The 23,582-nt window shown below is 73.7% G+C and carries 21 protein-coding genes and 1 pseudogene; 14 read left to right on the forward strand and 8 right to left on the reverse strand.

Going from position 1 to position 23,582, the window contains the following annotated elements; genetic code table 11:
• Positions 1 to 70: 70 nt before the first annotated feature.
• The 4 genes from AC3EUJ_RS32170 to AC3EUJ_RS32185 form a co-directional block, all read right to left on the reverse strand.
• A complete protein-coding gene (locus AC3EUJ_RS32170) occupies positions 71 to 1,093 on the reverse strand; it encodes a cation diffusion facilitator family transporter (RefSeq protein WP_431967636.1) in 1,023 nt (340 codons plus the stop codon).
• A 213-nt stretch (positions 1,094 to 1,306) separates the two neighbouring features.
• On the reverse strand, positions 1,307 to 1,945 hold the full coding sequence (locus AC3EUJ_RS32175; RefSeq protein ID WP_431967638.1) for a DUF305 domain-containing protein: 639 nt from the start codon (positions 1,943 to 1,945) through the stop codon (positions 1,307 to 1,309).
• Entirely contained in the window at positions 1,942 to 2,592 is a 651-nt protein-coding gene (locus AC3EUJ_RS32180; RefSeq protein ID WP_431967640.1) for a thioredoxin-like domain-containing protein, read from the reverse strand. The genes AC3EUJ_RS32175 and AC3EUJ_RS32180 overlap by 4 nt, the downstream gene beginning before the upstream one ends.
• Before the next feature lie 104 nt (positions 2,593 to 2,696).
• The gene (locus AC3EUJ_RS32185) at positions 2,697 to 3,098 is read right to left on the reverse strand and encodes a hypothetical protein (RefSeq protein ID WP_431967642.1); all 402 of its coding nucleotides are present in this window, start codon (positions 3,096 to 3,098) and stop codon (positions 2,697 to 2,699) included.
• Positions 3,099 to 3,374: 276 nt separating this feature from the next.
• Here AC3EUJ_RS32185 and AC3EUJ_RS32190 point away from each other — a divergent pair, with 276 nt between their 5' ends.
• The 4 genes from AC3EUJ_RS32190 (at position 3,375) to AC3EUJ_RS32205 (ending at position 6,061) form a co-directional block, all read left to right on the forward strand.
• Positions 3,375 to 3,593, forward strand: coding sequence for a GNAT family protein (locus tag AC3EUJ_RS32190; protein ID WP_431967644.1), 219 nt, complete (start codon positions 3,375 to 3,377; stop codon positions 3,591 to 3,593).
• Between the two features lie 243 nt (positions 3,594 to 3,836).
• Positions 3,837 to 4,244, forward strand: a complete 408-nt coding sequence (locus tag AC3EUJ_RS32195) for a cupin domain-containing protein (RefSeq protein WP_431967646.1) — start codon at positions 3,837 to 3,839, stop codon at positions 4,242 to 4,244.
• 447 nt (positions 4,245 to 4,691) lie between these two features.
• Complete coding sequence (locus AC3EUJ_RS32200; protein WP_431967648.1) at positions 4,692 to 5,477, forward strand: alpha/beta fold hydrolase; 786 nt, start codon at positions 4,692 to 4,694, stop codon at positions 5,475 to 5,477.
• A gap of 140 nt (positions 5,478 to 5,617) precedes the next feature.
• Positions 5,618 to 6,061, forward strand: coding sequence for a VOC family protein (locus tag AC3EUJ_RS32205; RefSeq protein ID WP_431967650.1), 444 nt, complete (start codon positions 5,618 to 5,620; stop codon positions 6,059 to 6,061).
• Positions 6,062 to 6,139: 78 nt separating this feature from the next.
• Here AC3EUJ_RS32205 and AC3EUJ_RS32210 read toward each other — a convergent pair whose 3' ends face one another.
• Positions 6,140 to 6,760, reverse strand: a complete 621-nt coding sequence (locus AC3EUJ_RS32210) for a TetR/AcrR family transcriptional regulator (RefSeq protein WP_431967652.1) — start codon at positions 6,758 to 6,760, stop codon at positions 6,140 to 6,142.
• Positions 6,761 to 6,964: 204 nt separating this feature from the next.
• Here AC3EUJ_RS32210 and AC3EUJ_RS32215 point away from each other — a divergent pair, with 204 nt between their 5' ends.
• The 4 genes and pseudogenes from AC3EUJ_RS32215 to AC3EUJ_RS32230 all read left to right on the forward strand — a co-directional run.
• Positions 6,965 to 7,879, forward strand: a complete 915-nt coding sequence (locus AC3EUJ_RS32215; RefSeq protein ID WP_431967654.1) for a LysR family transcriptional regulator — start codon at positions 6,965 to 6,967, stop codon at positions 7,877 to 7,879.
• A 100-nt stretch (positions 7,880 to 7,979) separates the two neighbouring features.
• The gene (locus AC3EUJ_RS32220; protein ID WP_431967656.1) at positions 7,980 to 8,693 is read left to right on the forward strand and encodes an SDR family NAD(P)-dependent oxidoreductase; all 714 of its coding nucleotides are present in this window, start codon (positions 7,980 to 7,982) and stop codon (positions 8,691 to 8,693) included.
• A 389-nt stretch (positions 8,694 to 9,082) separates the two neighbouring features.
• Positions 9,083 to 10,579, forward strand: a complete 1,497-nt coding sequence (locus AC3EUJ_RS32225; RefSeq protein ID WP_431967658.1) for an IMP dehydrogenase — start codon at positions 9,083 to 9,085, stop codon at positions 10,577 to 10,579.
• Positions 10,580 to 10,721: 142 nt separating this feature from the next.
• Positions 10,722 to 10,955 (forward strand): annotated as a pseudogene (locus tag AC3EUJ_RS32230) (dihydrofolate reductase family protein); the annotation flags it as partial.
• A 69-nt stretch (positions 10,956 to 11,024) separates the two neighbouring features.
• On the opposite strand, the gene AC3EUJ_RS32235 reads toward AC3EUJ_RS32230, so the two are convergent.
• Positions 11,025 to 12,299: an MFS transporter gene (locus AC3EUJ_RS32235; RefSeq protein ID WP_431967660.1), complete on the reverse strand. Its 1,275-nt coding sequence runs from the start codon at positions 12,297 to 12,299 to the stop codon at positions 11,025 to 11,027.
• A 187-nt stretch (positions 12,300 to 12,486) separates the two neighbouring features.
• Here AC3EUJ_RS32235 and AC3EUJ_RS32240 point away from each other — a divergent pair, with 187 nt between their 5' ends.
• Positions 12,487 to 13,245, forward strand: coding sequence for a hypothetical protein (locus AC3EUJ_RS32240; RefSeq protein ID WP_431967662.1), 759 nt, complete (start codon positions 12,487 to 12,489; stop codon positions 13,243 to 13,245).
• An 18-nt stretch (positions 13,246 to 13,263) separates the two neighbouring features.
• On the opposite strand, the gene AC3EUJ_RS32245 is transcribed toward AC3EUJ_RS32240, so the two are convergent.
• A complete protein-coding gene (locus tag AC3EUJ_RS32245) occupies positions 13,264 to 14,097 on the reverse strand; it encodes a class II fructose-bisphosphate aldolase (protein ID WP_431967664.1) in 834 nt (277 codons plus the stop codon).
• A 129-nt stretch (positions 14,098 to 14,226) separates the two neighbouring features.
• On the opposite strand from AC3EUJ_RS32245, the gene AC3EUJ_RS32250 reads away from it, so the two are divergent.
• Positions 14,227 to 15,015, forward strand: a complete 789-nt coding sequence (locus AC3EUJ_RS32250; protein WP_431967666.1) for a DeoR/GlpR family DNA-binding transcription regulator — start codon at positions 14,227 to 14,229, stop codon at positions 15,013 to 15,015.
• Positions 15,016 to 15,185: 170 nt separating this feature from the next.
• Positions 15,186 to 16,127 carry an SIS domain-containing protein gene (locus AC3EUJ_RS32255; protein WP_431967668.1) on the forward strand — a complete coding sequence of 314 codons (942 nt, stop codon included), beginning with the start codon at positions 15,186 to 15,188 and terminating at the stop codon, positions 16,125 to 16,127.
• Positions 16,128 to 16,210: 83 nt separating this feature from the next.
• Here the strand turns inward: AC3EUJ_RS32255 and AC3EUJ_RS32260 are convergent, their stop codons facing one another.
• Positions 16,211 to 17,173 (reverse strand): ricin-type beta-trefoil lectin domain protein, encoded by a 963-nt coding sequence (locus AC3EUJ_RS32260; RefSeq protein ID WP_431967670.1) that lies wholly within the window; start codon positions 17,171 to 17,173, stop codon positions 16,211 to 16,213.
• A gap of 172 nt (positions 17,174 to 17,345) precedes the next feature.
• Here AC3EUJ_RS32260 and AC3EUJ_RS32265 point away from each other — a divergent pair, with 172 nt between their 5' ends.
• The 3 genes from AC3EUJ_RS32265 to AC3EUJ_RS32275 all read left to right on the forward strand — a co-directional run.
• Complete coding sequence (locus tag AC3EUJ_RS32265; protein ID WP_431967672.1) at positions 17,346 to 17,939, forward strand: sigma-70 family RNA polymerase sigma factor; 594 nt, start codon at positions 17,346 to 17,348, stop codon at positions 17,937 to 17,939.
• A complete protein-coding gene (locus tag AC3EUJ_RS32270; protein ID WP_431967674.1) occupies positions 17,936 to 19,093 on the forward strand; it encodes a hypothetical protein in 1,158 nt (385 codons plus the stop codon). The genes AC3EUJ_RS32265 and AC3EUJ_RS32270 overlap by 4 nt, the downstream gene beginning before the upstream one ends.
• Before the next feature lie 19 nt (positions 19,094 to 19,112).
• Positions 19,113 to 23,582 (forward strand): FtsK/SpoIIIE domain-containing protein (locus AC3EUJ_RS32275; protein ID WP_431967676.1); only part of this gene is annotated, 4,470 nt, incomplete at its 3' end.

The raw sequence follows: 23,582 nt of genomic DNA on the forward strand, positions 1-23,582 counted from the left end.
CAAGCTCGGTGCCCGCCGTATGGTGCGCAATCCCGTCCTGTTCCCGCCGGCGGCGCTTCGGCCCGGGTGGTTACGCTCCGCCGGTGTCCGGCTCGCCGTGTCCGTGCGGCCCTGAGTGGTGCACCGGGCCGTGCGCCTCGCCACAGTGCCTTCCCGTCGCATCGGGCCGGCCCACCGGGGCACCGCCCACGGTGAGCAGCTCGGCGGGCGCGTGGTCGACCTGCAGGGTGGTGTGGGTGAGCCCGTAGTCCGAGCCGAGCAGGTGCTCCAGGTCACGGCGGACGGCGTGGCAGTCCCCGCCCGGCTCGACGAGGACGTGCGCCGACAGCGCGGGCTGCCCGGAGGTGATGGTCCAGATGTGCAGGTCGTGCACCTCGGTGACCGCCTCGTGGGCGGCCAGGCGGTCGCCCACCTCGTCCGGGGCCAGGCCGGCGGGGGCCGCCTCCAGGAAGATCCGCCCCGACTCGCGCACCAGCGTGCACCCCGCCTTGAGCATGAGGCCGACCACCACGAGCGTCGCGATGGCGTCGGCGCGGACGAAGCCGGTCAGGAGGACGACCAGGCCCGCCACGGCCGTGCCGACGAACGCGTACAGGTCGTTCAGCACGTGCTGGAACGCGCCCTCCACGTTCAGCGACGTCCGGTTCGCCCGCGACAGGCACCACGCCGCGCCGATGTTGACGACCACTCCGGCCAGCGCGGTGACCAGGACCGGGCCGCCCGCCACCTCCGGCGGCGAGACGAGCCGCCGCACCGCCTCGTAGGCCAGCCACGTGGCGAGGAGCAGCAAGGTGATGCCGTTCGCCTGCGCCGAGAGGATCTCGGCCCGCTTGAGTCCGTACGTGAAACCGCCGCGCGCCGGGCGCGCCGCCAGCCGCATCGCCACGAGCGCCAGCACGATCGAGGCGGCGTCGGTGAGCATGTGCGCGGCGTCGGAGAGCAGCGCCAGGGACCCCACCAGCAACCCGACGACGACCTCGACGGCCATGAAGCCGGCGATCAGCCCGAGCGCGAGCGCCAGCCAGCGCCGGTCGGCGTTTTCGGCCACCCCGTGTGCGTGCCCGTGCCCGTGCCCGTGATCGTGCGCGTTCATGGTGCGGCGACCTCCCCGTTCCGGTTGCGACACCCGCAGGGAAACACATGGGCACGCCGATCGCCAAAGACTGCACCGGTGACCGTTGTCAACTTCGATAGGACGGCGGTGACCTGTGCCGATGCCGGGCGGATCAAGAGGCGTCGGGAGTCACTCCGGCAAGCCCACCCGGGGGTGCCCGGAGGCGGGCGGCCTCCCGGCACCCCAGTGAGGTCAGCGGTTGGGGCTCGCGCCGCGGGCCGCGAGCATGTCGGCCATCAGGCGTATCTCCGCCTCCTGGCCCTGGACCATGCCCGCCGCCAGGCGTCGCACCCGGTCGGTCCGCGCGAGGTCGGCGGCCGCGGCCGCCATCTCCACGCCGCCCTTGTGATGTGCGGTGAGCAACTGGAGGTAGAGGACCGCGGCGGCCTTGCCATGGGCCGCGTCGAGCCGTCGCAGCTCCGCGTTCGTGGCCATGCCCGGCATCAGCGACCCGTCGTGCGGCGTGTAGGCCATGTCGTGTCCCATCCACGTCATGGGCGGCGTCGAGGACGACTTGGGCAGCTCCCAGACGTCCAGCCAGCCCAGCAGCATGCCGCGCTGGTTGGCCTGGGTGTTGATGACGTCGTAGGCCAGCCTGCGCACGTCCTCGTCGTCCGTGCGGTCGCGGACGATCAGGGACATCTCCACCGCCTGCTGGTGGTGGATCGCCATGTCGCGCGCGAAGCCGGCGTCGGGCGAGTCCGTGCCCGGGGTGCCCCCGCTGCCGGGGCGTGCCGTGAGCAGAGCGAAGGCCAGGACCGCGAGCACGACCAGCACCATGGCGCCGGCGAGAGCGAGCAGCGGCCTGCTCGCGCCCCGGGCGGCGGTCACGAGGCCTTGCCCCCGGTGCAGGGCGCGCCGGGCTCGGGGGTCTGGTCCCCCTGCACATAGGTGTCGAAGAACTCGGCGACGCGCGGGTCGTCCGCCTCGGTGACGCCCAACTGGTGGCCCCACGCCGTGAGCGTGATCGGCGAGGCCTGGTCCGCGTAGGGGCTCATCAGGGAGTACGGGGTCTTCGAGACGCGGGTGGCGAGCGTCTTGACGTCGGCGTCCGTCGCCTTGTCCGTGTACGTGACCCACACCGCGCCGTGCTCCAGGGAGTGCACGGCGTTCTCATTGGTGAGGGGCTTGTCGTAGACGTCGCCGTTGCAGTTCTGCCAGACCGGGTTGTGGTCGCCGCCCGCGGGCGGGCTCATCGGGTAGTCGACGGTCTTGCTGACGTGGTTCTGCGTGAGGCCGGACCACGTCTTCTCCCCGCTGATGGAGCCGGCGGCCGCGGCTTTCCCGTCGCTGCCGCCGTTGTCGTCGGCGGAGTTGACGAGGTAGAGGCCGCCGCCGACCAGTCCGGCGAGGACGGCCGTGCAGGCGGTGATGGTGATGATCCGGTTGCGGCGTTCGCGGGCCTGCTCCTGGCGGCGTATCTCCTCGACGCGCGCGCGGCGGTCGGCGGTCCTGGCCTTGGAATTGGGGGAACCCATGGCATGTCCTGATTCCCCGCCGCGTCGGCGACACGGCGGTGCTCGTGAAGGGTCGGATGACGTACGGCGCGCACCGGCGGTCACCGCCGGTGCGACCGGCCCTCCTACATCCGCTGGATCTGGAGCATGTGCAGGTCGAAGGGGCGCACGGTGCCGGGGGACGGCGCGCTCAGCCCGGACGCGGCGACCGCGGGGGGCCACACCGACGGCAGTGCGGTGCCGGCGAGGTGCGGCATGGGCGCGGAGCCCAGGGTCACCGGCGTGTGCTCCGCGGGGGAGCAGCCGTTGCCGGGCCTGCCGGGGTCGTGTGCGTCCGTGCACACCTCGTCGCTGACGTACGCGACGTGGGCGGAGACAAGGGTCCGGACCGGGCCGGACGCGGCGTCCGGCGCCCCGGCGTGACCGCAGACCCCGAGGGCGGCGATCAGCCCGCACAGGACGAGGACAACACCGCCCAGGCGGGCGGGTGTCGCACCGCCTCGGCCGGCTCCTCCGTCACTGCGCATCGCGGCAGATCGTACCCGTCGGCGCGCCCCGTGCCCGCGCCGGGTGCACCCCCGGCGGGAAACGGAGGTGCCTGCCGCCGGAGGGCTCTGTCAGGCTGCTCCGCACGGACCTTCGCCTGGAGCCCTGGTCGGAGGCAGCACTTTCGCTCCCTTCCGGCTGATCGACACCCCCGGGATGCGGCGGCACGTCAGGGGCGCGGAGTCCGAGGAACGGCTGCTCGCCCGGCACGAGCGCCACCTGGCCCTGCCGAAGCCGGGCTGGGCCGCATGTAAGCCGTGCTCCTCGGCGACGAGCCCGTCGGCGGCATCGCCCACCACCGCCGTGACTGGCAGGGCGAACCGGTCTACGAGACCGGCTGGAACGTCCTGCCGCCGTACCAGGGCAGGGGCATCGCCGCCGCCTGGGGTTCACCCTGCGCGGCACCCGCGAGTTCGAGTGACCCGAGGGGCAGCGGGACGATGCTGCGCGGCAACGACTGGCGCCTCGAACTCTGAGCAATGCAGGGAGGGCGCGGCGCGCCCGGGGGCGTCACCCGGCCGGGGCCGAGGCCGTCCCGGCGGAGCCCGGAAGGTCCCACAGCGCCTCCACGACGCCGTCGGGTCGTTCCGCGCGGAGCCGGCCGTGGCCGGCTCCGCGAGCCCGCGCCCGCCGGGGCGTCCCGGCCCAGCCGTGCGTGGGCGTCACAAACGGGGAGGCCGTCCTGTCTTTCTTCGGACAGTCCCTGTTTGGAGGAACTCATGAGCGCTGAGCACGCACACCTGCCCCCAGGCGTCGAGGTGATCGCGACCCTGCCGGAAGCCGCGGGCCGGATTCCCGCCGGCGCCGAGGCGAGGACCATCCGGGTCACCCTGCAGCCCGGCGACCCGGGCGCGCCGCCGCACCGGCACCCCGGACCGATCTTCGGGTACGTGACCCAGGGCGAGGTCCTCTTCGAGCTGGAGGGGCAGCCGCCCCGGGTGATCAAGGCCGGTGACGCCCTGTTCGAGCCCGGCGGCGACGTGATCCACTACCTGGGCGCCAACAACCTTCCGGACGCGCAGTCGCAAATGGTGGTGATGATGTTCGCGCCGCCCGGAAGCCCGGTGCTGACCGTGGTCGGCGCGGAGGAGCTGGCCGAACGACGGCACCTGCGCGTCACCGGGTGACGTAGCTCGACCCCCCGCCCGCGGGCGGGGAAGCGAAGCCCCGGGCGGACGGGCCGCCGACCAAGCGCGGCCTGTCCGCCCGGGGCTTCACACGCTCGCCCGTCCCGGGCCCGGGTCGAGCGTCTTCGAGGCGCCGGAGCAATGCGAAGCGGGCCGGCCGCTCGCCGCCACCCCCTCCGCCTGGAACTGAGCACGCATCACGGTCAGGCAGGCCTGCTGTCTGACGAGCAAAGCGACGGAGGCACCTGGCTGATCGTCTCCGGACGATCGGCATTGCCGGAAGCCCGAGCACCTCGATCCGGAAGTGGCGGCGGACCTCCCCATCGCCACCCCGCCCGGAGCACAGCTCTCTGACCGGTGACCAGTGCGTGTGCTCCCGCCGCGGCGCGGTGCCACCCGTGGGAAAATCCGCGGGCGGGGGCGCCGGGGACATGTGATCATCTGCGGATGCTGACACTCACCGACGAACTCGGCCGTCTCGCCTGCACGGTCACGGGGGACGGGCCGCCTGTCGTCCTCGTGCACGCCGGCGTCGCCGACCACCGGATGTGGGACGAGGTCGTGCCCGGCCTCGCGGAGCACCACACGGTCATCCGCTACGACATGCGCGGCTTCGGCCAGTCGCCACCGCCGACCGGCCCGTTCAGCGAGCACGACGACCTGCGCCGTGTCCTGGACCACTTCGGGCACGACCGCGCCCGCGTCGTCGGCGCGTCCTTCGGCGGTCGCGTGGCGCTCGACTTCGCGCTCGCCCACCCCGGTCGCGTCCACTCCCTGGCGGTGTTCGCCCCGCCGTGGCCGGGATACGACTGGTCGTCGCGGATGATCGCCTACGACGCGGCCGAGACCGAGGCGCTCGCCGCTGGGGACCTCGACGCCGCCGTCCGCGTGAACCTCGACATGTGGCTGCGCGGCCCCGCGCGGGGACAGGACGAGGTACCCGCCGGATCGGCCGACCGGCTGCGCGGGCCGCTGCGGACCGCGCTGACCCACCAGGGCACGGTCGATGCGCACTCGAAGGGCCGCGAGGCCGGGGACGTCGCCACCCTCCGCGTGCCCACCCTGGTCGGCGTGGGCCTTCTCGACGTGCCGGACTTCCAGGACATCGCCCGCCGCTACGCCGCCGCGATCCCCGGCGCCACCCTGGTCGAGTTCCCGGCGGCGGCCCACCTCGTGGCCCTGGACGCCCCCGCGGAGGTGACGGCGGCCCTGCTGCCGTTCCTCGCCCGATAGGGGCGCGCACCGCCAACTCGGTGGCCCTCCCGCCCGTACCGTCCGCCCGCCGGGGCGCGGGGGTACGCATCACCCCCGCGGACCGCGGCGTGCGGAGCGCCCCCGCACAGCGGACGGGGCAAGGGAGAGGAGCAACCCCTGTGGACATGAAACTCGAGGTCGTGGTGGTGCCCGTCGCCGACGTCGACCGGGCCAAGGACTTCTACGTGGGGCTCGGATGGCGGCTGGACGCGGACGTCACCGCCGGCGACGACTTCCGGGTGGTCCAGGTGACCCCGCCCGGCTCGCTCTGCTCGGTCATCTTCGGTACCGGGGTCAGCTCGGCCGCGCCGGGCTCGGTCCGGGGACTCCACTTGATCGTGGAGGACGTCGTCGCGGCCCGTGAGGAACTCGTGGGACGCGGCGTCGAGACGAGCGAGGTGTTCCACGACGCCGGAGGTCTGTTTCACCGCGCCGGGACGGAGGGACGCGTGCCCGGCCCCGACGCGGAGCGGCGCAGCTACTGCTCCTTCGCGTCGTTCGGTGACCCCGACGGCAACGAGTGGGTGCTCCAGGAGATCACCGAGAGGCTGCCGGGCCGCTGATCCTCGGCCTCGACGCGGTGGGGCTCGGTACCGCGGGCGCCGCGCCCGTGGTACCGAGCCGTCACACGGCAGACACCGTCACACCGCGGCCACGGCCTCCCGCGGCTCGGTCGCGCCCAGGATGGCGAGGCAGTTCGTCCACAGCGCGCTGAGGCGCCCGGTGTCGTTGTAGAGCTTGGCGAAGAGCACCTGCCCCTCGAGCTGGGCGACGATCGACGCCGCGACAGCGTGGGTGTCGGCGACGGTGGCCTCCCCGCGTTCACGGGCCTCGGTGACGATCTCGTCGATCATGCCGACCTGCGTGTCGAAGATCTCCTGCAGCCGGCCGCGGATGGAATCGGTCTGGTTGCTCATCTCCAGCGTCAGGTTGCCGAACATGCAGCCCGAGACCGTTCCGCAGGACTGCTGGCCCGCGTGCTGGCTCTCCTCGGTCGCCTCGAAGAGCCGGCGCAGCCGCTCCAGGGGGGCCGCGTCGGCGCCCAGGATGCGGGTCCAGTCGCGCTTCTGCGCCGCCCAGTGCTCGTCGATCACGGTCAGGGCGAGGGCTTCCTTGGACTCGAAGAAATAGTAGAAGCTCCCCTTGGGCACCCCGGCCGCCTTGCAGATCTCGGCCACGCCCAGCGCCGAGTAGCCACGCTGCTCGATGAGCGTCTGCGCGGCAGTGATGATCTTCTCCCTGGCATCACTTGTGCGTCCCATGGGCACCAGTATACGACCGATCGACTATTTCCTCGTCGACCGGCTGGATCCCGCCGCTTCCCCCGGCCGGGAAGGCGGCCGGGCCCCCATCCTGGGCCCGGCGGCGCGGCGCGGGCCAGGACCGGTTTCCTCCCTCCTGGGAGGCGGTGGCTTCCACAGGCCGACGATGCGAGGATCCACCGGGCCAGGCCCTAGCATGGCGGCGTGGAGCTGCGTCAACTCCGGTACTTCGTCGCCGTCGCCGAGGAGCTGAACTTCGGGAGGGCGGCCGAACGGCTCCTGATCGCCGGACCCTCCCTGTCCCAGCAGATCAAGGCACTCGAACGCGACCTGGGGGTCAGGCTCTTCGACCGCGACCGCCGGTCGGTGTCGCTCACCCCGGCGGGCTCGTCGCTGCTGCCGCACGTCCGGGCGCTGCTGGAGCGCGCCGACGACGTGGGGCGCCGCGCCAGGCAACTGGCCGGCTCGGAGGCGGTCCGGCTCGGCTACGTCAACTGGCTCCCCGCTGACCTGACGGCCCGCGCGTCCGCCGTGGCGCGGCTGCACGTGGACGCGTGGATCGCGCCCTCCCACACCCAGGCCTCCCGGGTCGCCGACGGCAGCCTGGACCTCGCGGTCTGCTGGGTGCGTACGGAGGACCTGAGGCGGTACGGCCTGCGGTCCCGGCTGCTGGGCGCGGATCAGCTCTACGCGGTCTCCACCGGCGACGACACCAGCGCCGTGCGCGCCGAGGACACCGCCGTCCTCCTCGACGACGACACCACCTCCTGGCTGTCGTGGAACCTGTACGCGGAGCGGCTCGCCGCCGACACGGGGGCGCGGGCGGTCCGCATCTCCGACGGCGGGGTCACCGGCAGCGGGTTCTTCGACCACGTCCGCCGCTGCCGCGGGCCGGTCGTCAACTGCCCCAAGGGCCAGACCGCCCCGCTGCCGCCGGACCTGGTCAAGCGGCCGGTGCTCGCCCCCGAGGTCTACTGGACCTGGTCGCTGGTCTGGCGCGCCGACGAGGTCCGCGACGCGGTGCTGGCCGTGGTGGACGTCCTCACCGACGGCGTGGGCGATCTCGGCGTCCACGGCCCGGACGCCTGGCTCCCCGATGGAGACCCCTACAAAGGGTAGATTTCCGGCGTTCCGCCGGAATTGTCGCCTGGTCGTCGCGCTTGTAGGTGAACGGTCGGCTACCTCACCGGCGCAGTCCCCCATCCATCGGGAGCAGGTCATGAGCGTTCAGGATCGGAAGGTCGCGGTCGTCACGGGTGCGTCGCAGGGCATCGGTGCCGGGCTGGTCGAGGGGTACCGGAAGCTGGGGTACGCAGTCGTGGCCACCTCGCGGAACATCGGCGAGTCGGCGGACCCGGAGGTGGTGACGGTCCGGGGGGACGTCGCCGACCGGGAGACCGCGGAGCGGGTGATCGCGACGGCCGTGGAGCGGTTCGGCCGGGTGGACACGCTGGTCAACAACGCGGGGATCTTCGTCGCGAAGCCGTTCACGGAGTACACCGAGGAGGACTACCGAGCCGTGCTCGGCGTGAACCTGGACGGGTTCTTCCGGATCACGCAGCGGGCGGTGGAGCGGATGCTGGAGCAGGGCGGGGGACATGTCGTCCAGATGTCCAGCAGCCTCGGTGACCAGGCGGACGCGAAGGTGACCTCGGTGCTGGCGTCGCTGACGAAGGGCGGCCTGCAGGCGGCGACCCGGGCGCTGGCCATCGAGTACGCGACGCGGGGGATCCGCGCGAACGCGGTGGCGCTGGGCACGATCAAGACGCCGATGCACCCGGTGGAGACCCATGAGGCGCTGGCGGCGCTGCACCCGGTGGGCCGGATGGGTGAGATCGCCGACGTCGTCGAGGCGGTGCTCTACCTGGAGAGGGCCCCGTTCGTGACCGGTGTGACCCTCCCCGTGGACGGCGGCCAGACCGCCGGCCGCTGACATGCCGTGACCTCCGCCGTGGGGGAGGCAGGGCCTTTCACCACGGCGGACACCGGTCGTGGCGTGCGCGCGGTTCCCGGGCGCACCGTTGGGGCCCGGCCGTGAGGCCTGCCGCGGTTCGCCTGACGCCACCCGCGCCGAGCACCCGAGGGACCGTCCGGCGGCGATGACCGCCGGTGAGCGGCACGATTCGTGCGACGGCCGGGTCGATCGATAAGGTGCCGGGTCACGACCGTACCCCGTTCGATCCACGGGCCGGTCAGGGCTCTGCCGCAGTCGTGGCACCTCCACGGCTGCCGTGCCGGTTCCTGCCTGCCCGGGCCCCGCGACACGGGGGCGATCCCCACGGCGGGGCAGTCGCGCCCCGGCCGACGCGCCAGGAGGAACGAGTGGCACAGATCATCGCCGAGGTCTCACGGACGTTCAACGAGTTCCTGCTCTTGCCGAACCGGACACGGACCGACTGCTCGGCAGCGGCGGTCGACCTGCGCACTCCCCTGGTCCGGCACGTCGCGGGCGAGGCGCCGGCGATCGAGCTCCAGTCCCCCTTCACGTCCGCGATCATGCAGGCCGTCAGCACCCCCGAGCTCGCCATCGCGCTCGCGCGCAACGGCGGTCTCAGCTTCCTGCACCACAACCAGCCGATCCAGGACCAGGCCGCGGCGGTCCGCCAGGTGAAGAACTTCAAGGCCGGATTCGTCACCAGCGACACCAACGTCCGCCCCGACGACAGCCTGGGCCTCCTGGTCGACGTCATGCGCCGCACCGGCCACAGCACCGCCGCGGTCACTCACGACGGGACCGCCACCGGCCGCCTGCTCGGCCTGGTGACCTCCCGGGACTTCCACCCCCAGCGCCATGACCTGGACGGACCGGTCAGCGGCCGGATGACCGCCATCGCCGACCTGGCCCACGCCGGACCCGACACCACGCTCTCCGAGGCCAACGCGCGCCTGTGGGACGAACGGCTGGACTGCCTGCCGGTGCTGAACGCCGAGGGTCACCTGCAGCATCTGGTGTTCCGTTCCGACTACGCGGACAACAAGCGCTACCCGAACCAGCTGGTGGACGCCGCCAAGCGGCTGCGCGTGGGCGCCGGCATCAACACCCATGACTACCGAGAGCGCGTGCCGGCCCTGCTGGAGGCGGGCGTGGACGTGTTGTGCTTCGACTCGTCCGACGGGTACAGCGACTGGCAGGCGCAGGCCCTGACCTGGGTGAAGAAGCACCACCCCGAGATCCCGGTCGGCGGCGGCAACGTGGTCGACGGCGAGGCGTTCACCTTCCTCGCCGAGGCGGGGGCGGACTTCGTCAAGGTCGGGGTGGGCGGCGGCTCCATCTGCATCACCCGCGACCAGAAGGGTATCGGCCGCGGCCAGGCCAGCGCCGTGCTGGACGTCGCGGCGGCCCGGGACGCCTTCCGCGAACGCACCGGCGAGTACGTGCCGATCTGCTCCGACGGCGGGCTGGTGCACGACTACCACGTGGCGCTGGCGCTGGCGATGGGCGCCGACTTCGTCATGATGGGGCGCTACTTCGCGCGCTTCGACCAGGCGGCCGGCGCGAAACTGCCCACCCGCGACGGCTTCGTCAAGGAGTACTGGGGCGAGGGCTCGAACCGGGCCCGCAACTGGCAGCGCTACGGCCAGGGCGGCCAGGGGCTCGTCTTCGAGGAAGGTGTGGACGGCTACGTCCCCTACGCGGGCGACCTCAACGAGGGGCTCGCCCTGACCGTCGCCAAGCTCAGGACCACGATGGTCTCCTGCGGCTCCACCACCGTGCCGGAGTTCCAGTCCACGGCCCGGCTCACCCTCGTCTCGGAACAGAGCTTCCAGGAGAGCCACGCCAACGTCGCCCTGCGGGACACCCCGGCGACGGCCTCCTGACGAGCCGCCGGGGCGGGACCCGCGGTCTCCCGGCCACTGCGCGCGGCGGACGCGCTCCGCGTACGCGACGGCGTCCTGGCGGCTGCGGGCCCCGATCGCGGCGAACAGCTCGTTGGACTTGGGACCTTGACGGCGCGGCCGGACGTTCGTCACCACCGGACTGCCCGACGCCGTCGCCGCCGAGCGTGAGCGGGCGCGGGAGGCGTCGTCGCTCCGCGGCGAGGACCTCGACGTCGTCCTCATGGGCGGCGACGCCACGATCGGCCCGGCGCTCGACGCCGGGCTGGTCGACGCGCTGTCCCTGCACCCGACATCCGTCCTGCCGGGCGCCGGGACACCGCCGTGCACCGCGGGAGCGCGGCGTCCGCTGCCGTAGCGGAGCGTGATCCCGGCATCGACCGCGGCGCACGTGACCCACGACATCGTGCGACGGCGCCGCAGGGGCTCAGGACGAGGGGGAGGGGCTGCTCGCGTCCCGGTCCCCGCCGGGTGCGGACGCCGTCCTCCCGGGCGGCGGGAGGACGGCCCGCACGGCGGGAAGCGTCAGGACCAGGGCCACCGCCGCGAGTTGCCAGACCGCGCCGAAGCCCAGCACCCCCGCGACGCCGAACAGGACGGACACCGGTCCGGCCGCGGCGAGACCCACCGGTCCGAGCGCGAAGGCGCCGAAGGTGCCGTACGCGCTGACCCGGGCGAGCGCACCGGGCGGCACCTGGCTCTGCGTGACCGTCGCGTAGAGGGTGCCGCAGACGGCCGAGCCGGCACCGGCCGCCAGCGCGGCGGCGCAGATCCACGGCAGCGGCAGCCCGGTGGCGAGGGCGGCCGACGGCATGGCCCAGCCCACGGTGGCGGCCGTCCCCACGAACAGCGGCCGGCGGGGCCGGCGGCCCAGCATCGCCGTGCCGCCCGCCACCGCTCCCGCCCCGTACAGGGCCATGACCAGGCCCCAGGAGGCCGGCCCGCCGAGCTCCCGCTGCGCGACCAGGGGCCCGAGGACGAGGAAGGGCGCCCACACGAAGAGGTTGAACAGGCAGACGTGGGCCGAGGTGACCCAGAGCCAGGTCCGGGAGCGGAACTCCGTCCAGCCCTCCCGCAACTCGGCGGCGAAGGAGGTGGCGGGCCCGGAGACCCGGGCGGTGCGCGGAAGCAGGAGCAGCGCGACGACGCTCACCGCGTAACTGACGGCGTCGACGGCGAGGACGGCGGAGGCGCCCGCGGCCGCCGTCAGGACGCCTGCGAGTGCCGGGCCCGCGATCGAGGCCGCCGACCGGGCCACGCCGAGCAGCGCGTTGCCGTCCGAGAGCGCGTCACTTCGCACGATGCGGGGGACGAGCGCGTCGAGCGCGGGGGTGAACAGCGCCTCGGCCGCGCCCCAGACGACGACAAGCGCGATCAGCGTCGCCATGGGGGGCGCGCCGCCGAGCAGGGCCAGGGCGAGGGCGGCCTGGGTGAGGCAGCGTGTGACGTCCGCGGCGAGCATCACCGGCCGGCTGCCCCACCGGTCGGTGAGGACGCCGCCGGCGAGCAGCACCAGCACCAGCGGCAGGATCCGGGCCGCGAGGACCACGCCGAGTTCGGTGCCCCCGCCGCCGGTCTCGAGGACCGCGAAGGCCAGTGCGACGGACGCCATCGACGATCCGAACAGCGAGGTGGAGTAGCCGATGAAGAAGCGACGGAAGTCGCGTTCCCGCAGGACCGCGGGGCGGAGATCGAGTGCCATGGGCGCAGCGTGCAGTGGGCGTGCGGCGACACGCCAGGCCCGCGAAAAGAATTATTGAGTCTGGTCGAGTCAACTTATGATGGCCGCAGTTCACGACGCAGGGGCATTTACTGCGGTCGATCGCGGGATCGCGGGATTGCGGGACGCCGATCGCCGACCGGAGTGACAAGGGAAGGGCGGGCAGCGCATGAGCCAGCCGGTGGAGTACGCCGTCGCCGTCGACCGCTTCCTGGCCGCCTCCGGGCTCGGCGCGGGTTCGCGGCGGGTCTACCGGATCGCGCTGGCCACCTGGGCCTGGGGGCTCGTCGACCGCCCCCCGCCCGTCGGCGGCGGGCGCCGCAACGCCGAGCCGCCCGCGGTCCCGCTGGCACTGCTCGACGCGCCGGGCACCGCGGGGCGGCTCCGCGACGCCTTCGCGGCACGGTCCGCGGCGGTCGGCGCCCGCACCGCCAACCGTGAACTGTCCGTCCTGTGCAGCGCCGTGACGTGGTGGCGCGCGAAGGGCTGGCTGTCGGGCGACCCCACGGACGGCCTACGGGCCCTGCCCGTGCCGAAGGCACGCCAGGCCGAGGCCGGACTCGGCACCGACCAGGTGCGCGAGGTGCTGCGGCTGCCGGCGCCGCTGCGGGAGCAGGCGTTCTGGCATCTGCTCCATGAGACGGGGGCGCCCATCGAACGGCTGCTGGCGCTCGACGTCGACGACCTCGACCTGCCCGGGCGCCGTACCCGCGAGCGCACCGCGGTGCCGCTGCGCTGGGGGCACGGGTCGGCCCGGCTGCTGCCGCTGCTCGTCCTCGGGCGGGTCGACGGGCCGCTGTTCCGCACCAGCCGCGGGCGGCTCTCCTACCGTCGTACTGCGGAGCTGTTCACCGCCGCCACCCGGCCGCTCGACGTGCGGGGGCGTGGCTGGACGCTGCGTCAGCTCCAGGCGGCGGGCCGGCGTTGAGCCGGCCGCCGTCCGGTGTCAGCCGAGGACGCGCAGGGCGCTCTCGACCGCCGCGGCCATCTGCCCGCGGGCCGAGGAGAGGTAGCGACGCGGGTCGACGGCGGCGGAGTCCGAAGAGAGGAAGTCGCGCACCGCGCCGGTGAAGGCGATGTTCAGTGCCGTACCGATGTTGATCTTGGCCATGCCGCCGGCGACGGCGCGGCGCAGCTCGTCGTCGGGGACACCGGTGGAGCCGTGCAGGACGAGCGGGACGGGCACCGCACCTCGCAGCCGCGCGATCAGTTCGTGGTCGAGCCGGGCGGTGCGGGTCGTCATGGCGTGCGAGCTGCCGACGGCGACCGCGAGGGCGTCGATCCCGGTGGTGGCCACGAAGGCGGCGGCCTGCGCGGGGTCGGTGCGTGCGCCAGGGGCGTGCACGCCGTCCTTGCCTCCTATCGCGCCGAGTTCGGCCTCCAGCCATACGCCTCGGTCGTGCGCCCAGTCCGCGGCGGCGCGGGTGGCGGCGACGTTGCGGTCGTGGGGGAGGGCGGACGCGTCGTACATCACGGAGCCGAAGCCGCAGTCCGCGGCGCGGCGCAGCAGGTCCTCGTCGGTGACGTGGTCGAGATGGAGTCCCACGGGGACCGCGGCCGACTCGGCGACCGCGGCGGTCGCGCGGGCGATCGGGGCGAGGGAGCCGCCGTGGAAACGGACCGCGTTCTCGCTGATCTGGCAGACCGCGGGCCGCCCGGCCGCCTCCGCGCCGGCGACGACCGCCTCGGCGTGCTCCAGGGTGATGACGTTGAAGGCGCCGATCCCGCGTCGTTCGGCGTGCGCCGCGCGGACGAGTTCGGCGGTGGGGACCAGCGGCATGACGCGGCGACCTCTCGATGGAATGATGTTGCGTGAACGTGATGGTTCAGTCTGGTAAAGCGCAAAGATGTGCGCGGCCACGCGTGGAACGCGGCTCGGGCCGGCACACCCGACGACAGGGACGAGGAGATGGCGGGACCACAGGCCCGATGGAGCGCGCTGCTGGAGATGCTGACCCGGGACGGGAGTATCGAGGTCGAGTCCGCGGCGGCCGAACTGGCCGTGTCCCCCGCGACGATCCGGCGCGACCTGGACGAGCTGAACCGGCAGAACATGGTCACCCGCACCCACGGCGGCGCGGTGATCAACGCGATCGCCTACGACCTGCCGCTGCGCTACAAAGCCGCCCGCAACGCCCCGGAGAAGGAGCGCATCGCCCGGGCCGCGGCGGCCCTCGTCAAGCCGGGCACCGTGGTGGGGCTCAACGGCGGCACCACGACCACCGAGGTCGCGCGGTCCCTCGCCGCGCGCGCCGACCTCGCCGGCAGTGGTGCGCAGACCGCGCTGACGATCGTCACCAACGCGCTGAACATCGCCGGTGAGCTGGCCGTCCGCCGGCACGTGAAGCTGGTGGTGACCGGCGGCGTCGCCCGCCCGGCCTCGTACGAGCTGATCGGTCCGCTGGCCGCGGAACTGCTCGCGGAGCTCACCCTCGACCTGGTCTTCCTCGGCGTGGACGCCATCGACGTCACCCATGGCGCGGCGGCCCGGCACGAAGGCGAGGCGAGCATCAACCGGGCACTCGCTCGGCGCGCCGAGCGGGTCGTGGTGGTCGCCGACGCGTCCAAGCTGGGGAAGCGGGCCTTCGCCCGGATCTGCCCGGTGGAGGAGGTCGACGTCCTGGTGACGGACGGGAGCGCCCCGGCCGCGGTCACCGAGCCTTTCGCTGCGGCCGGCGTGGAGGTCGTCCGCGCCTGACCGGACCTGCCGTCGCACGGGCCACCCACCCCCCTTGCGTTGTCCCGCCACCTCATGAAGCAGCATGCAATTTTCTGCAGGAAAATTGCTAGAGTCGAGCAACTTCACACATGATGCTCGAACGGGCGTGCTCGGTGTCAAGGGCCGCCGGACGGGGACGGAGTCCATCCATGAGCCAGAGCGAGACCCGGAACGCGAGCCGGAGCAGGACAGAGGCCGAGATAGCGACCCAGCCGGACTGCTGGCGCCGCGCCGTCGCGCTCGCCGGTGACGGCGTGGCGCCCTGGCGGGCCGCGATGCCCCGGGCCGGCGAGCGGGTGGCGGTCGTGGGCTGCGGCACCTCGTGGTTCATGGCCCATGCCTACGCCGTGCTCCGCGAGACCGCCGGGCAGGGCGAGACGGACGCCTTCGCCGCCTCGGAGATGCCGGCCGGCCGGGCCTACGACCGGGTCGTCGCCCTCACCCGGTCGGGCACGACCACCGAGGTGCTGGAGCTGCTGGCCACGCTGCGCGGCGGCACCCCCACCGTGGCCGTCACCGCTGATCCCGCCACTCCCGTCATGGAACTGGCCGACGCAGCGGTGGTCCTGGACTTCGCCGACGAGACCTCGGTCGTCCAGACCCGCTTCGCCACCACGGAACTCGTCCTGTTGCGCGCCCTGCTCGGGGAGGATCTGGCCGGTCTGCCCGCCCAGGCGGAGGCCGCGCTCGCCGCGCCGCTGCCCGACGGGCTGCTGGAGACCGGGCAGTTCACCTTCCTCGGGCGTGGCTGGGCCTACGGCGTCGCGCAGGAGGCCGCGCTGAAGATGCGGGAGGCGGCCGGCGTCTGGACGGAGGCGTACCCGGTCATGGAGTACCGGCACGGCCCGATCAGCGTCACCGGGCCCGGCCGGGTGGCGTGGTGGTTCGGCGACCCCGCGGACCTCCCGGCGGGGCTGGCGGGGGAGATCGCGCGCACCGGCGGACGCCTGGTGGCCCTCGGGCGCGACCCGCTCGCCGACCTGGTCGTCGTCCAGCGGCTGGCCGCCGCGCTCGGCGCGGCGCGCGGCCTCGACCCGGACGCGCCCCGCCACCTCACGCGCTCGGTGGTCCTCCCGGACGGCCGGGGCTGAGGGCCGGGCCGGCGCCCGCACGCCGGAACGTGAAGGCCGTCCCCTCCCCGAGGCGGGGCGGGGACGGCATCAGGCGAGGACCGTCAGGCCTTGACCCACTTCTGGTTCGACGTTCCGTAGCACGTCCACAGCTGGAGCGGCGTGCCGCTGGATGTGCCCTTGTCGACCACGTCGACGCACTTGTTCCTGTTGGTCAGGTCGTTCGAGGCGTTGAGCCTGAACTGCTGGGCCCAGCCGCCGTTGCAGCGGGCCAGTTGTATGCCCGCACCGTCGGTGAACGAGGCGTTGGCCAGGTCCATGCACATGCCGAAGGCGCGGATGGTCCCGTCGGAGCGGAAGTCCCACTTCTGCCAGGCGCCGCCGTCGCAGTCCTGGATCTGCAGCCGGGCGCCGTCGCGGCCGGTGCTGTTCTGCGCGCCGCTTACCGCGATGCAGCGGCCGCTCTGCACGCTGCGGATGCGCACGCCGGGCACGGTGACCGTCTGCTGCGTCTTGGTGGGCGTCGGCTGGCCGGCCGACGAACCCGAGGTCGAGCCCGACGAACCGCCGGATCCGCCGGTGGCCGAACCGCCGCTGCTGCTGCCACCACCGCTGCTGCCACCTGTGCCGCTGCCACCGGCGCTGCCGGGGGCGCCGCCCACGGCCGGCAGGCCGCCGCCGGTGCCGCCCGCGGAACCGCCGCCGTTCGCCCGCCCCTGGGACCCGGAGGCCGGCGGGAGGTTGCCGCCCGAGGCGGGGGAGCCCTTGGTGCCGTTGACGCCGGGCGAAGCCGGCAGGACACCGTTCTGCGAGGCACTGGGTGCGACGGCCGCCACCGGGTCGCCCTTGCCGCCCCCGTCGGGCAGCACGTCGATTCGCGCCATCAAGGGCACGACCAGCACCGCGCAGCCGATGACGGCCGACGTGGTGGCCAGGACGCTCCACGCCCGCCGGTCCGGCAGCAGCCGCCGGTGCGGCAGGGAGGGGCGTCGGGCGAAAGTGTCCGCGAAACGGGGCGTCGCCCCGTCGAGAACCTCGGGGTCCCGGGGATCGGGATGGGGAGGCACGTGGTCTCCTGTCGGCTCGGGAGTCTGCGCGGAAGCGTAGGGCGGGCGTCCGCCCCTCGGTTTCGGCAAGGTGAACAATAGTTTAAGATTTCACCAACTGTGACGGCGAATGATCGAATATGCGCCAACACTGTGGTCAGAGCATCTCGTTCAGCAGCTTAATCTTTACGCCATGTGTGTGAACGAGTCCGACTGTCGTAAGGGCGGGGCGGATGTCCTCGCCGAGCACGACACCGGCGGCGCCGACGAACACAGTGCTGTCGCCAGCATGATCATCGCCGAGCGGGACAGCCTGCGGCGCTTCGTCACCGGCCTCATGGGCCGTGACGTGCACGCCGCGGAGGACGTGCTCCAGGAGACTCTGCTGCGCGCCCTGCAGCGAGCCGGACGGCTGGACGTGCACGATCGTCCGGTCCGTATGTGGCTCTTCCGGGTCGCCCGCAACCTCGTGGTGGACCACCGGCGGCGCGACCGCGCCGTGCCCGTGGGCATCACCGCCGCGGACTTCGCGGGCACCGCGCTCGAGCACTCCGGCGACCACGCCGGTCTCGTCGAGGACCGTTCCGTGCTGCTCGCCGCGCTGAGCGCCCTGCCGCCCGCCCACCGCGAGGCCGTGGTCCGAGTGCACGTCATGGACCAGACCGGGGCCGACGCCGCCGCCGAGATGGGCGTGCCGCGAGGCACCGTCAAGTCCCGGACCCACCACGGAGTACGGGCCCTGCGGGCCGAACTCGCCCGCCGCGGCGTGGACGGAGTCGCCGCGTGAACGTTCCCGCCGGCTGGACCCGGCTCATCGGACTCATCGGCCTGCTGATCCTCGTCGTCGTGGTGGCGCACTGGATCGTCCGGCGCAAAGGCGGCTGGGGCGCGCTGCGCCGCCGTGTCGTGCGGGAACTGACGACCGCCGCCCGAGCCTTCGCCACGCCCGTCCGCACCGCGCTGCGGCACCGCCGCGGCCTGCGCGTGCTCGGCCGCCTGCTCCGCGACGCCTCCGGCTGGACGGACGCGGGGACCGCGCTGCGCCGCGCCGCCGCCGAGCGGCCCGACGCCCGGCCGTACGCGGCGCTGCTCGGTGCCGACGTCGTCGGCGTGTACGTCGCCCATGGCCACGGAGACGGCGCGCTGCCCGAACCGTGGGCCCGAGACGCGGCCGAACCACGCCTGTGGTGGATCAGCCGCGCCGACCTCGGTTCCGCACCGGAGAACGAGTACGGCGGCGAGGTCCCCGTGGTGGTCTGCCTCGGCAGGGCCGGTACCGACGCGGTGCTCCTCGACCTGACCGCCGTTCCGCCGGCGGTCTCCGTGACCGGGGAGCGGCGCACGGCCCGCGCGGTCCTCCAGGCCCTCGCGGCCCAGCTCGACGCCCGCCTGCCCTCCGGACGCGTCGTGGTCGGCGCCGGGGTGCACCCCCGGCACCACGGTCCCACCGACGTCTTCGAACGCCTCGACACCGGCTACGCGGTGAGCGCCGAGGCGCCGGAACGCAACCGGCCGGGCGGCGTGCGCCTGCTCACCCTGGGTGTGGCCCACCACAGCACCCTGATCCTGGAAGCGGACCGGGACGGCCACCTGCGCCTGCACGGCGGCCCGCCCGCCCTCACGGTCGACGCGCTGCCCCTGGCCCGCGCCGTCTCCCGGCTGGTGCGCGACCTGCCGCCGGTTCCCGGGGACGGCGCAGGCGCCGGCCCCAACCCGCCGAAGTCGCTCGGCACCCTCTCGCCCGACGACGACCTTGTCGAGTCCGGGCTGTCGCCCACCGCCATGGCCGTCTCCGCGACCGCCCCCCGCCCCGAGCCCGGCACGGCCCCCGCCGCCCCCGCCGCCACCGATTCAGGCGACGAGGACGGCGATCTCGCCGAGCCGACCGCTTTCGGACCGGCGGGTGTCTCCGCCGCCACCGCACGCTCCTCGTCCTCGTGACGCCCGAACTGGGAAGCCCGTGAACCTCACCATCACCACCGTCGACGGCGCGGACGGTGCGCGCCGCGACCACCTCGTAGGGTTGCCCGCGCGCAGCACCGTCGCGGACCTCGCGGAGGCCGTGGACGGGGCGCGAGCCCGCGACCTCTACCTCGACGGCCGTCGGCTCGACCCGGACGCGCCCGTCGCCGCCGCCGGACTGCGCGAAGGCGGCGTCCTGGGCCTCGGCGCCCCCGGCACGGACCCCGACCGGGTCCGGGTGGGCGCGAAGACCGACGCGGAACCGGTACTCGCCGAGATCCACGTGGTCTCCGGACCGCAGGCCGGGCGCACCTGGCGGCTCGGGTTCGGCAGCCACGAGATCGGCTCCGGACCGCTGTGCGCGATCCGCCTCGAGGGCGACGGCGTCCCCGAGGGCGGCCTGTGGGTGACCGTCGGTGCCGACGGCTCGGCCCACTGGCACCGCACCCGCACCACGCCCGGTGACGAGGTGCGCGGCCGGGTCGCCGCGCCCCCGCCGGACGACGCCGTGACCGCGCTGCGCCGTACCCGCCCGCAACGGGTCACCACCGAGCGCACCGCCGCCCGCGGACTGCCGGTGCCGTGGCCGCCCGGCGAGGACCTGACCGTGGGCTCCGTCCTGCTGCGGATGAGCGCGCCGGTCGAGGCGGACGCCGCCGTCACCGAGTCCGCGGACGGGTTCGGCATCGACTACAACCGCCCGCCTCGGATCGCCCCGCACCTGGACGGCGAGCGGGTCCGGCTGCCCTCGCCGCCCTCACCCCCGGCCAAGCGTCCCTTCCCCGCGGCCATGATGATCGCCCCGGTGATCATGGGATTCTTCATGGTCGCCATCTTCAAGTCGTACTACTTCGTCGTCTTCATCGCGCTCGGCCCGATGATGATGGTCTCCAACTGGGTCACCGGCCGCCGCACCGCCCGCAAGGACTACGAGGAGGCGGACCGGCAGTACAACCGCCGGCGCGTCGCGGTCGAGGACGGCGTCCGCGAGGCCGTCGCCCGGGAGCGCCGGGTACGGCACGTCACCGGACCCGACCCGGCCACCGTCGCGCTGATGGCCACCGGGCCGGGCAGCCGGCTGTGGGAGCGGCGCCGCCACGACCCCGACCACCTCGTGCTGCGACTGGGCACCGCCGACCAGCCCTCGCTGCGCGAACTCGAGGACCCCGCCCGCGACGAGAACCACCGCACCATTCGCTGGAACATCCCCGACGCCCCGATCGGCGTGGACCTCAGCGGCCACGGAGTGGTGGGCGTGGCGGGCCCGGCCGCCGAGGTGCAGCCGCTGGCCCGTTGGATGGCGGTCCAGGCGGCAGTGCTGCACAGCCCCCGCGACCTGCGGATCGTGCTGCTCACCGATCCCCGGCGCGCCGACGAATGGGCCTGGGTGCGCTGGCTCCCGCACGTGCGTCCCGCCGCGTCCGGCGGCCCGCTCGTCCTGATCGGCAACGACCCCGAGTCGACCGCGGCCCGCGTCTCGGAACTGGTGGCGCAGATCCAGGTGCGCAAGCGCGCCACGAGCTCCGACCGCAACGCCGCTCTCGTCGGCCCCGACGTCCTGGTGATCGCCGACGGCGCCCGGCGGCTGCGCGACGTACCCGGCATGGTCCAGGTCCTCACCGAGGGCCCGGCCGCGCGCGTCTTCAGCGTGTGCCTCGACGAGCAGGAGCGGCTGCTGCCCGAGGAGAGCACCGGAGTGGTGCTGGCCGAGGCCGGCCGGCTCACCGTCAAGCGCCCCGGCACGCCCGACGTGCCGGCGGTCCGCGCCGACCAGGTCACGCCCGAGTGGTGCGAGCAAGTCGCCCGCGCCGTGGCACCGGTGCGCGACGTCAGTCCCGAGCACGACGCGGGACTGCCGCAGCGTGTGAAGCTGCTGGACCTGCTGAAGCAGGAGCCGCCCAGCGCCGAGAAGATCCTGGCGGGCTGGCAGACCCGGCCCTCCGCCACCACCTTCGTGCTCGGCAGCGGCTTCGAGGGCCCGTTCTCCCTCGACCTGGTCCAGGACGGCCCGCACGGACTGGTGGCCGGCACCACCGGCTCCGGCAAGTCCGAACTGCTGCAGACCTTCGTCGCCTCCCTGGCCGCCGCCAACCGGCCGGACGAACTGACCTTCGTCCTCGTCGACTACAAGGGCGGTAGCGCCTTCAAGGAGTGCGCGAACCTGCCGCACACCCTCGGCATGGTCACCGACCTCGACGCCCACCTGGTCGAACGCGCCCTGGAGTCGTTGGGCGCCGAGCTGATGCGCCGTGAGCACGTCCTGGCCGCCGCGGACGCCAAAGACCTCCCCGAGTACCAGGCCAAACGCGCCGCCGACCCGACGCTCGCGCCGCTTCCGCGGCTGCTGCTGGTCATCGACGAGTTCGCCACCCTGGTGCGCGAGGTGCCCGACTTCGTGCCCGGGCTCATCAGCATCGCCCAGCGCGGACGGTCGCTCGGCATCCACCTGATCCTGGCCACCCAGCGCCCGGCCGGTGTGGTGACCGCCGACATCCGCGCCAACACCAACCTCCGGATCGCACTGCGGGTCACCGACCAGTCCGAGAGCCAGGACGTCATCGACGTCAACGACGCCGTCGACATCTCCGCCACCACTCCCGGCCGCGCCCTGGTGCGGCGCGGCCCGAAGTCCGCAGAGCCCTTCCAGACCGCCTGGGTGGGCGCCGAGCGGCCGCGTCCGAAGTCCGCCGAGGAGACCGAGGCCGACAGCGGCGCCCGTAAGCCCGTCGTCGCGGCGGAGCTGTCCTGGGACGCACTCGGGCGGGCCGCGGCGCCGGCCGAGTCCGAAGTCGTCCTCACCCAGAGCGCCCAGGCGCCCGCCCCCACCGACCTGCAGGTCCTGGTGGACGAGATCCGCGGGGCCGTGGACCAGCTTCAGGACTACACCCCGCAGCCCAGCCCCTGGCTGCCCGCGCTGGAGCGCCGGATCCTGCTCGACGACCTCGACGCGATGAACCCCGTCCGCGAGGGACGCCTGCTCATCCCGTACGCCCTGGAGGACGTCCCGCAGCTGCAGCGGCGTCACGTGGCCGCCGCGGACCTCAGCAACTTCGGCCACCTGTACGTCATCGGTGCGCCCCGGTCCGGCCGCACCCAGGTGCTGCGCACCCTGGCCGGCTCCGCCGCCCGCTACCAGAGCACCGCCGACGTGCACTTCTACGGCATCGACGCGGCCGGCGGCGGCCTGGCCGCGCTCACCACGCTCCCGCACTGCGGCGCCGTCGTCCCCCGGCACGACACCGAGCGACTGGAGCGGCTGCTGCGCCGCCTCAACCAGGAACTCGTCAACCGCCAGGAACTGGCGCAGCAGCACAACGCCACCGGCATCGACGAACTGCGCAAGCTGCTCCCGAAGGCCGAACGCCCCGCGCACATCCTGCTGCTGGTCGACGGCTGGGACGCCCTGTCGGCCATGCTCGACGAGCACGAGTACAGCCACATGTACCAGGACATGGTCCGCCTGGTACGCGAAGGCGCCGGCGCCGGCATCCACTTCATCGGCACCTCCGAACGCTCGCTGCTGGGCGGCCGCATGGCGGCCCACAACGACCACCGGCTGCTGCTGCGGCCCGGCGACCGCTCCGACGTCCAGGCGATCGGCATGAAGCCGGGCAAGCTGCCGGCGGACATCCCGCCCGGCCGCGGATGGCACGTCCTGACCGGTACCGAGACCCAGGTCGCGCTGCTCGCCCCGGACGGCGGCACCGAGCAGGTCGAGGCGCTCCGGAAGATCGGCGCCGCCGCCCTCAAGCGCGACGCACGGGTGCCGCAGGCACGGCGGCCCTTCAAGGTGTCCTCGCTGCCGCGGTCGGCGGAGTTCGCCGACGTCTACGACAAGGTGCCCGCCGAGCAGCGGCGGCCCCTGTGGGGCCTGCTCGGCATCGGCGGCGACGAGGGCGAACCGGTCGGCGTGGACCTCGCGGGTGCGTCCGCGGTGTTCGGGGTCATCGGCCCCACCGGGTCCGGGCGCAGCAACACCCTGGCCTCGCTGGCGGTCTCGCTGCTTGCCGGCGGCACCTCACTGGTCGTCCTCACGCCGCGCGAGTCCCCGCTGCGCGGACTCAGCCGGCACACGACGGTCCGGGTGATCACCGACACCGAACCGACCGAGGAGGCGGTGCGCTCGGCGCTCGCCGCGCTGCCCGGACCGCGGGTGGTCATGGTCGACGACGCCGACCTGCTGACGATGTCGGGCGCCGACAAACTCCTCAAGGAGATCACGGTGTCCGGCCGTGACCAGGGTCTCGGCCTCGTCTACGCCGCGACCGCCGACGGCGTCCAGGGCGGCATGAGCGGCTGGATGTCCAGCGCCCGCAAGGCCCGCCGCGGACTGCTGCTGGGGCCGAAGAGCATCACCGAGGGCGATCTGATCGGCGTACGGCTCCCGCACGCCGTCACACGGGTGGCACCCCACGCGGGCCGCGGCTGGACCGCCGGACCGGGCAGCGAGGTGATGGCGCTGCAGGTG

The sequence above is a fragment of the Actinacidiphila sp. bgisy160 genome (assembly GCF_057707815.1).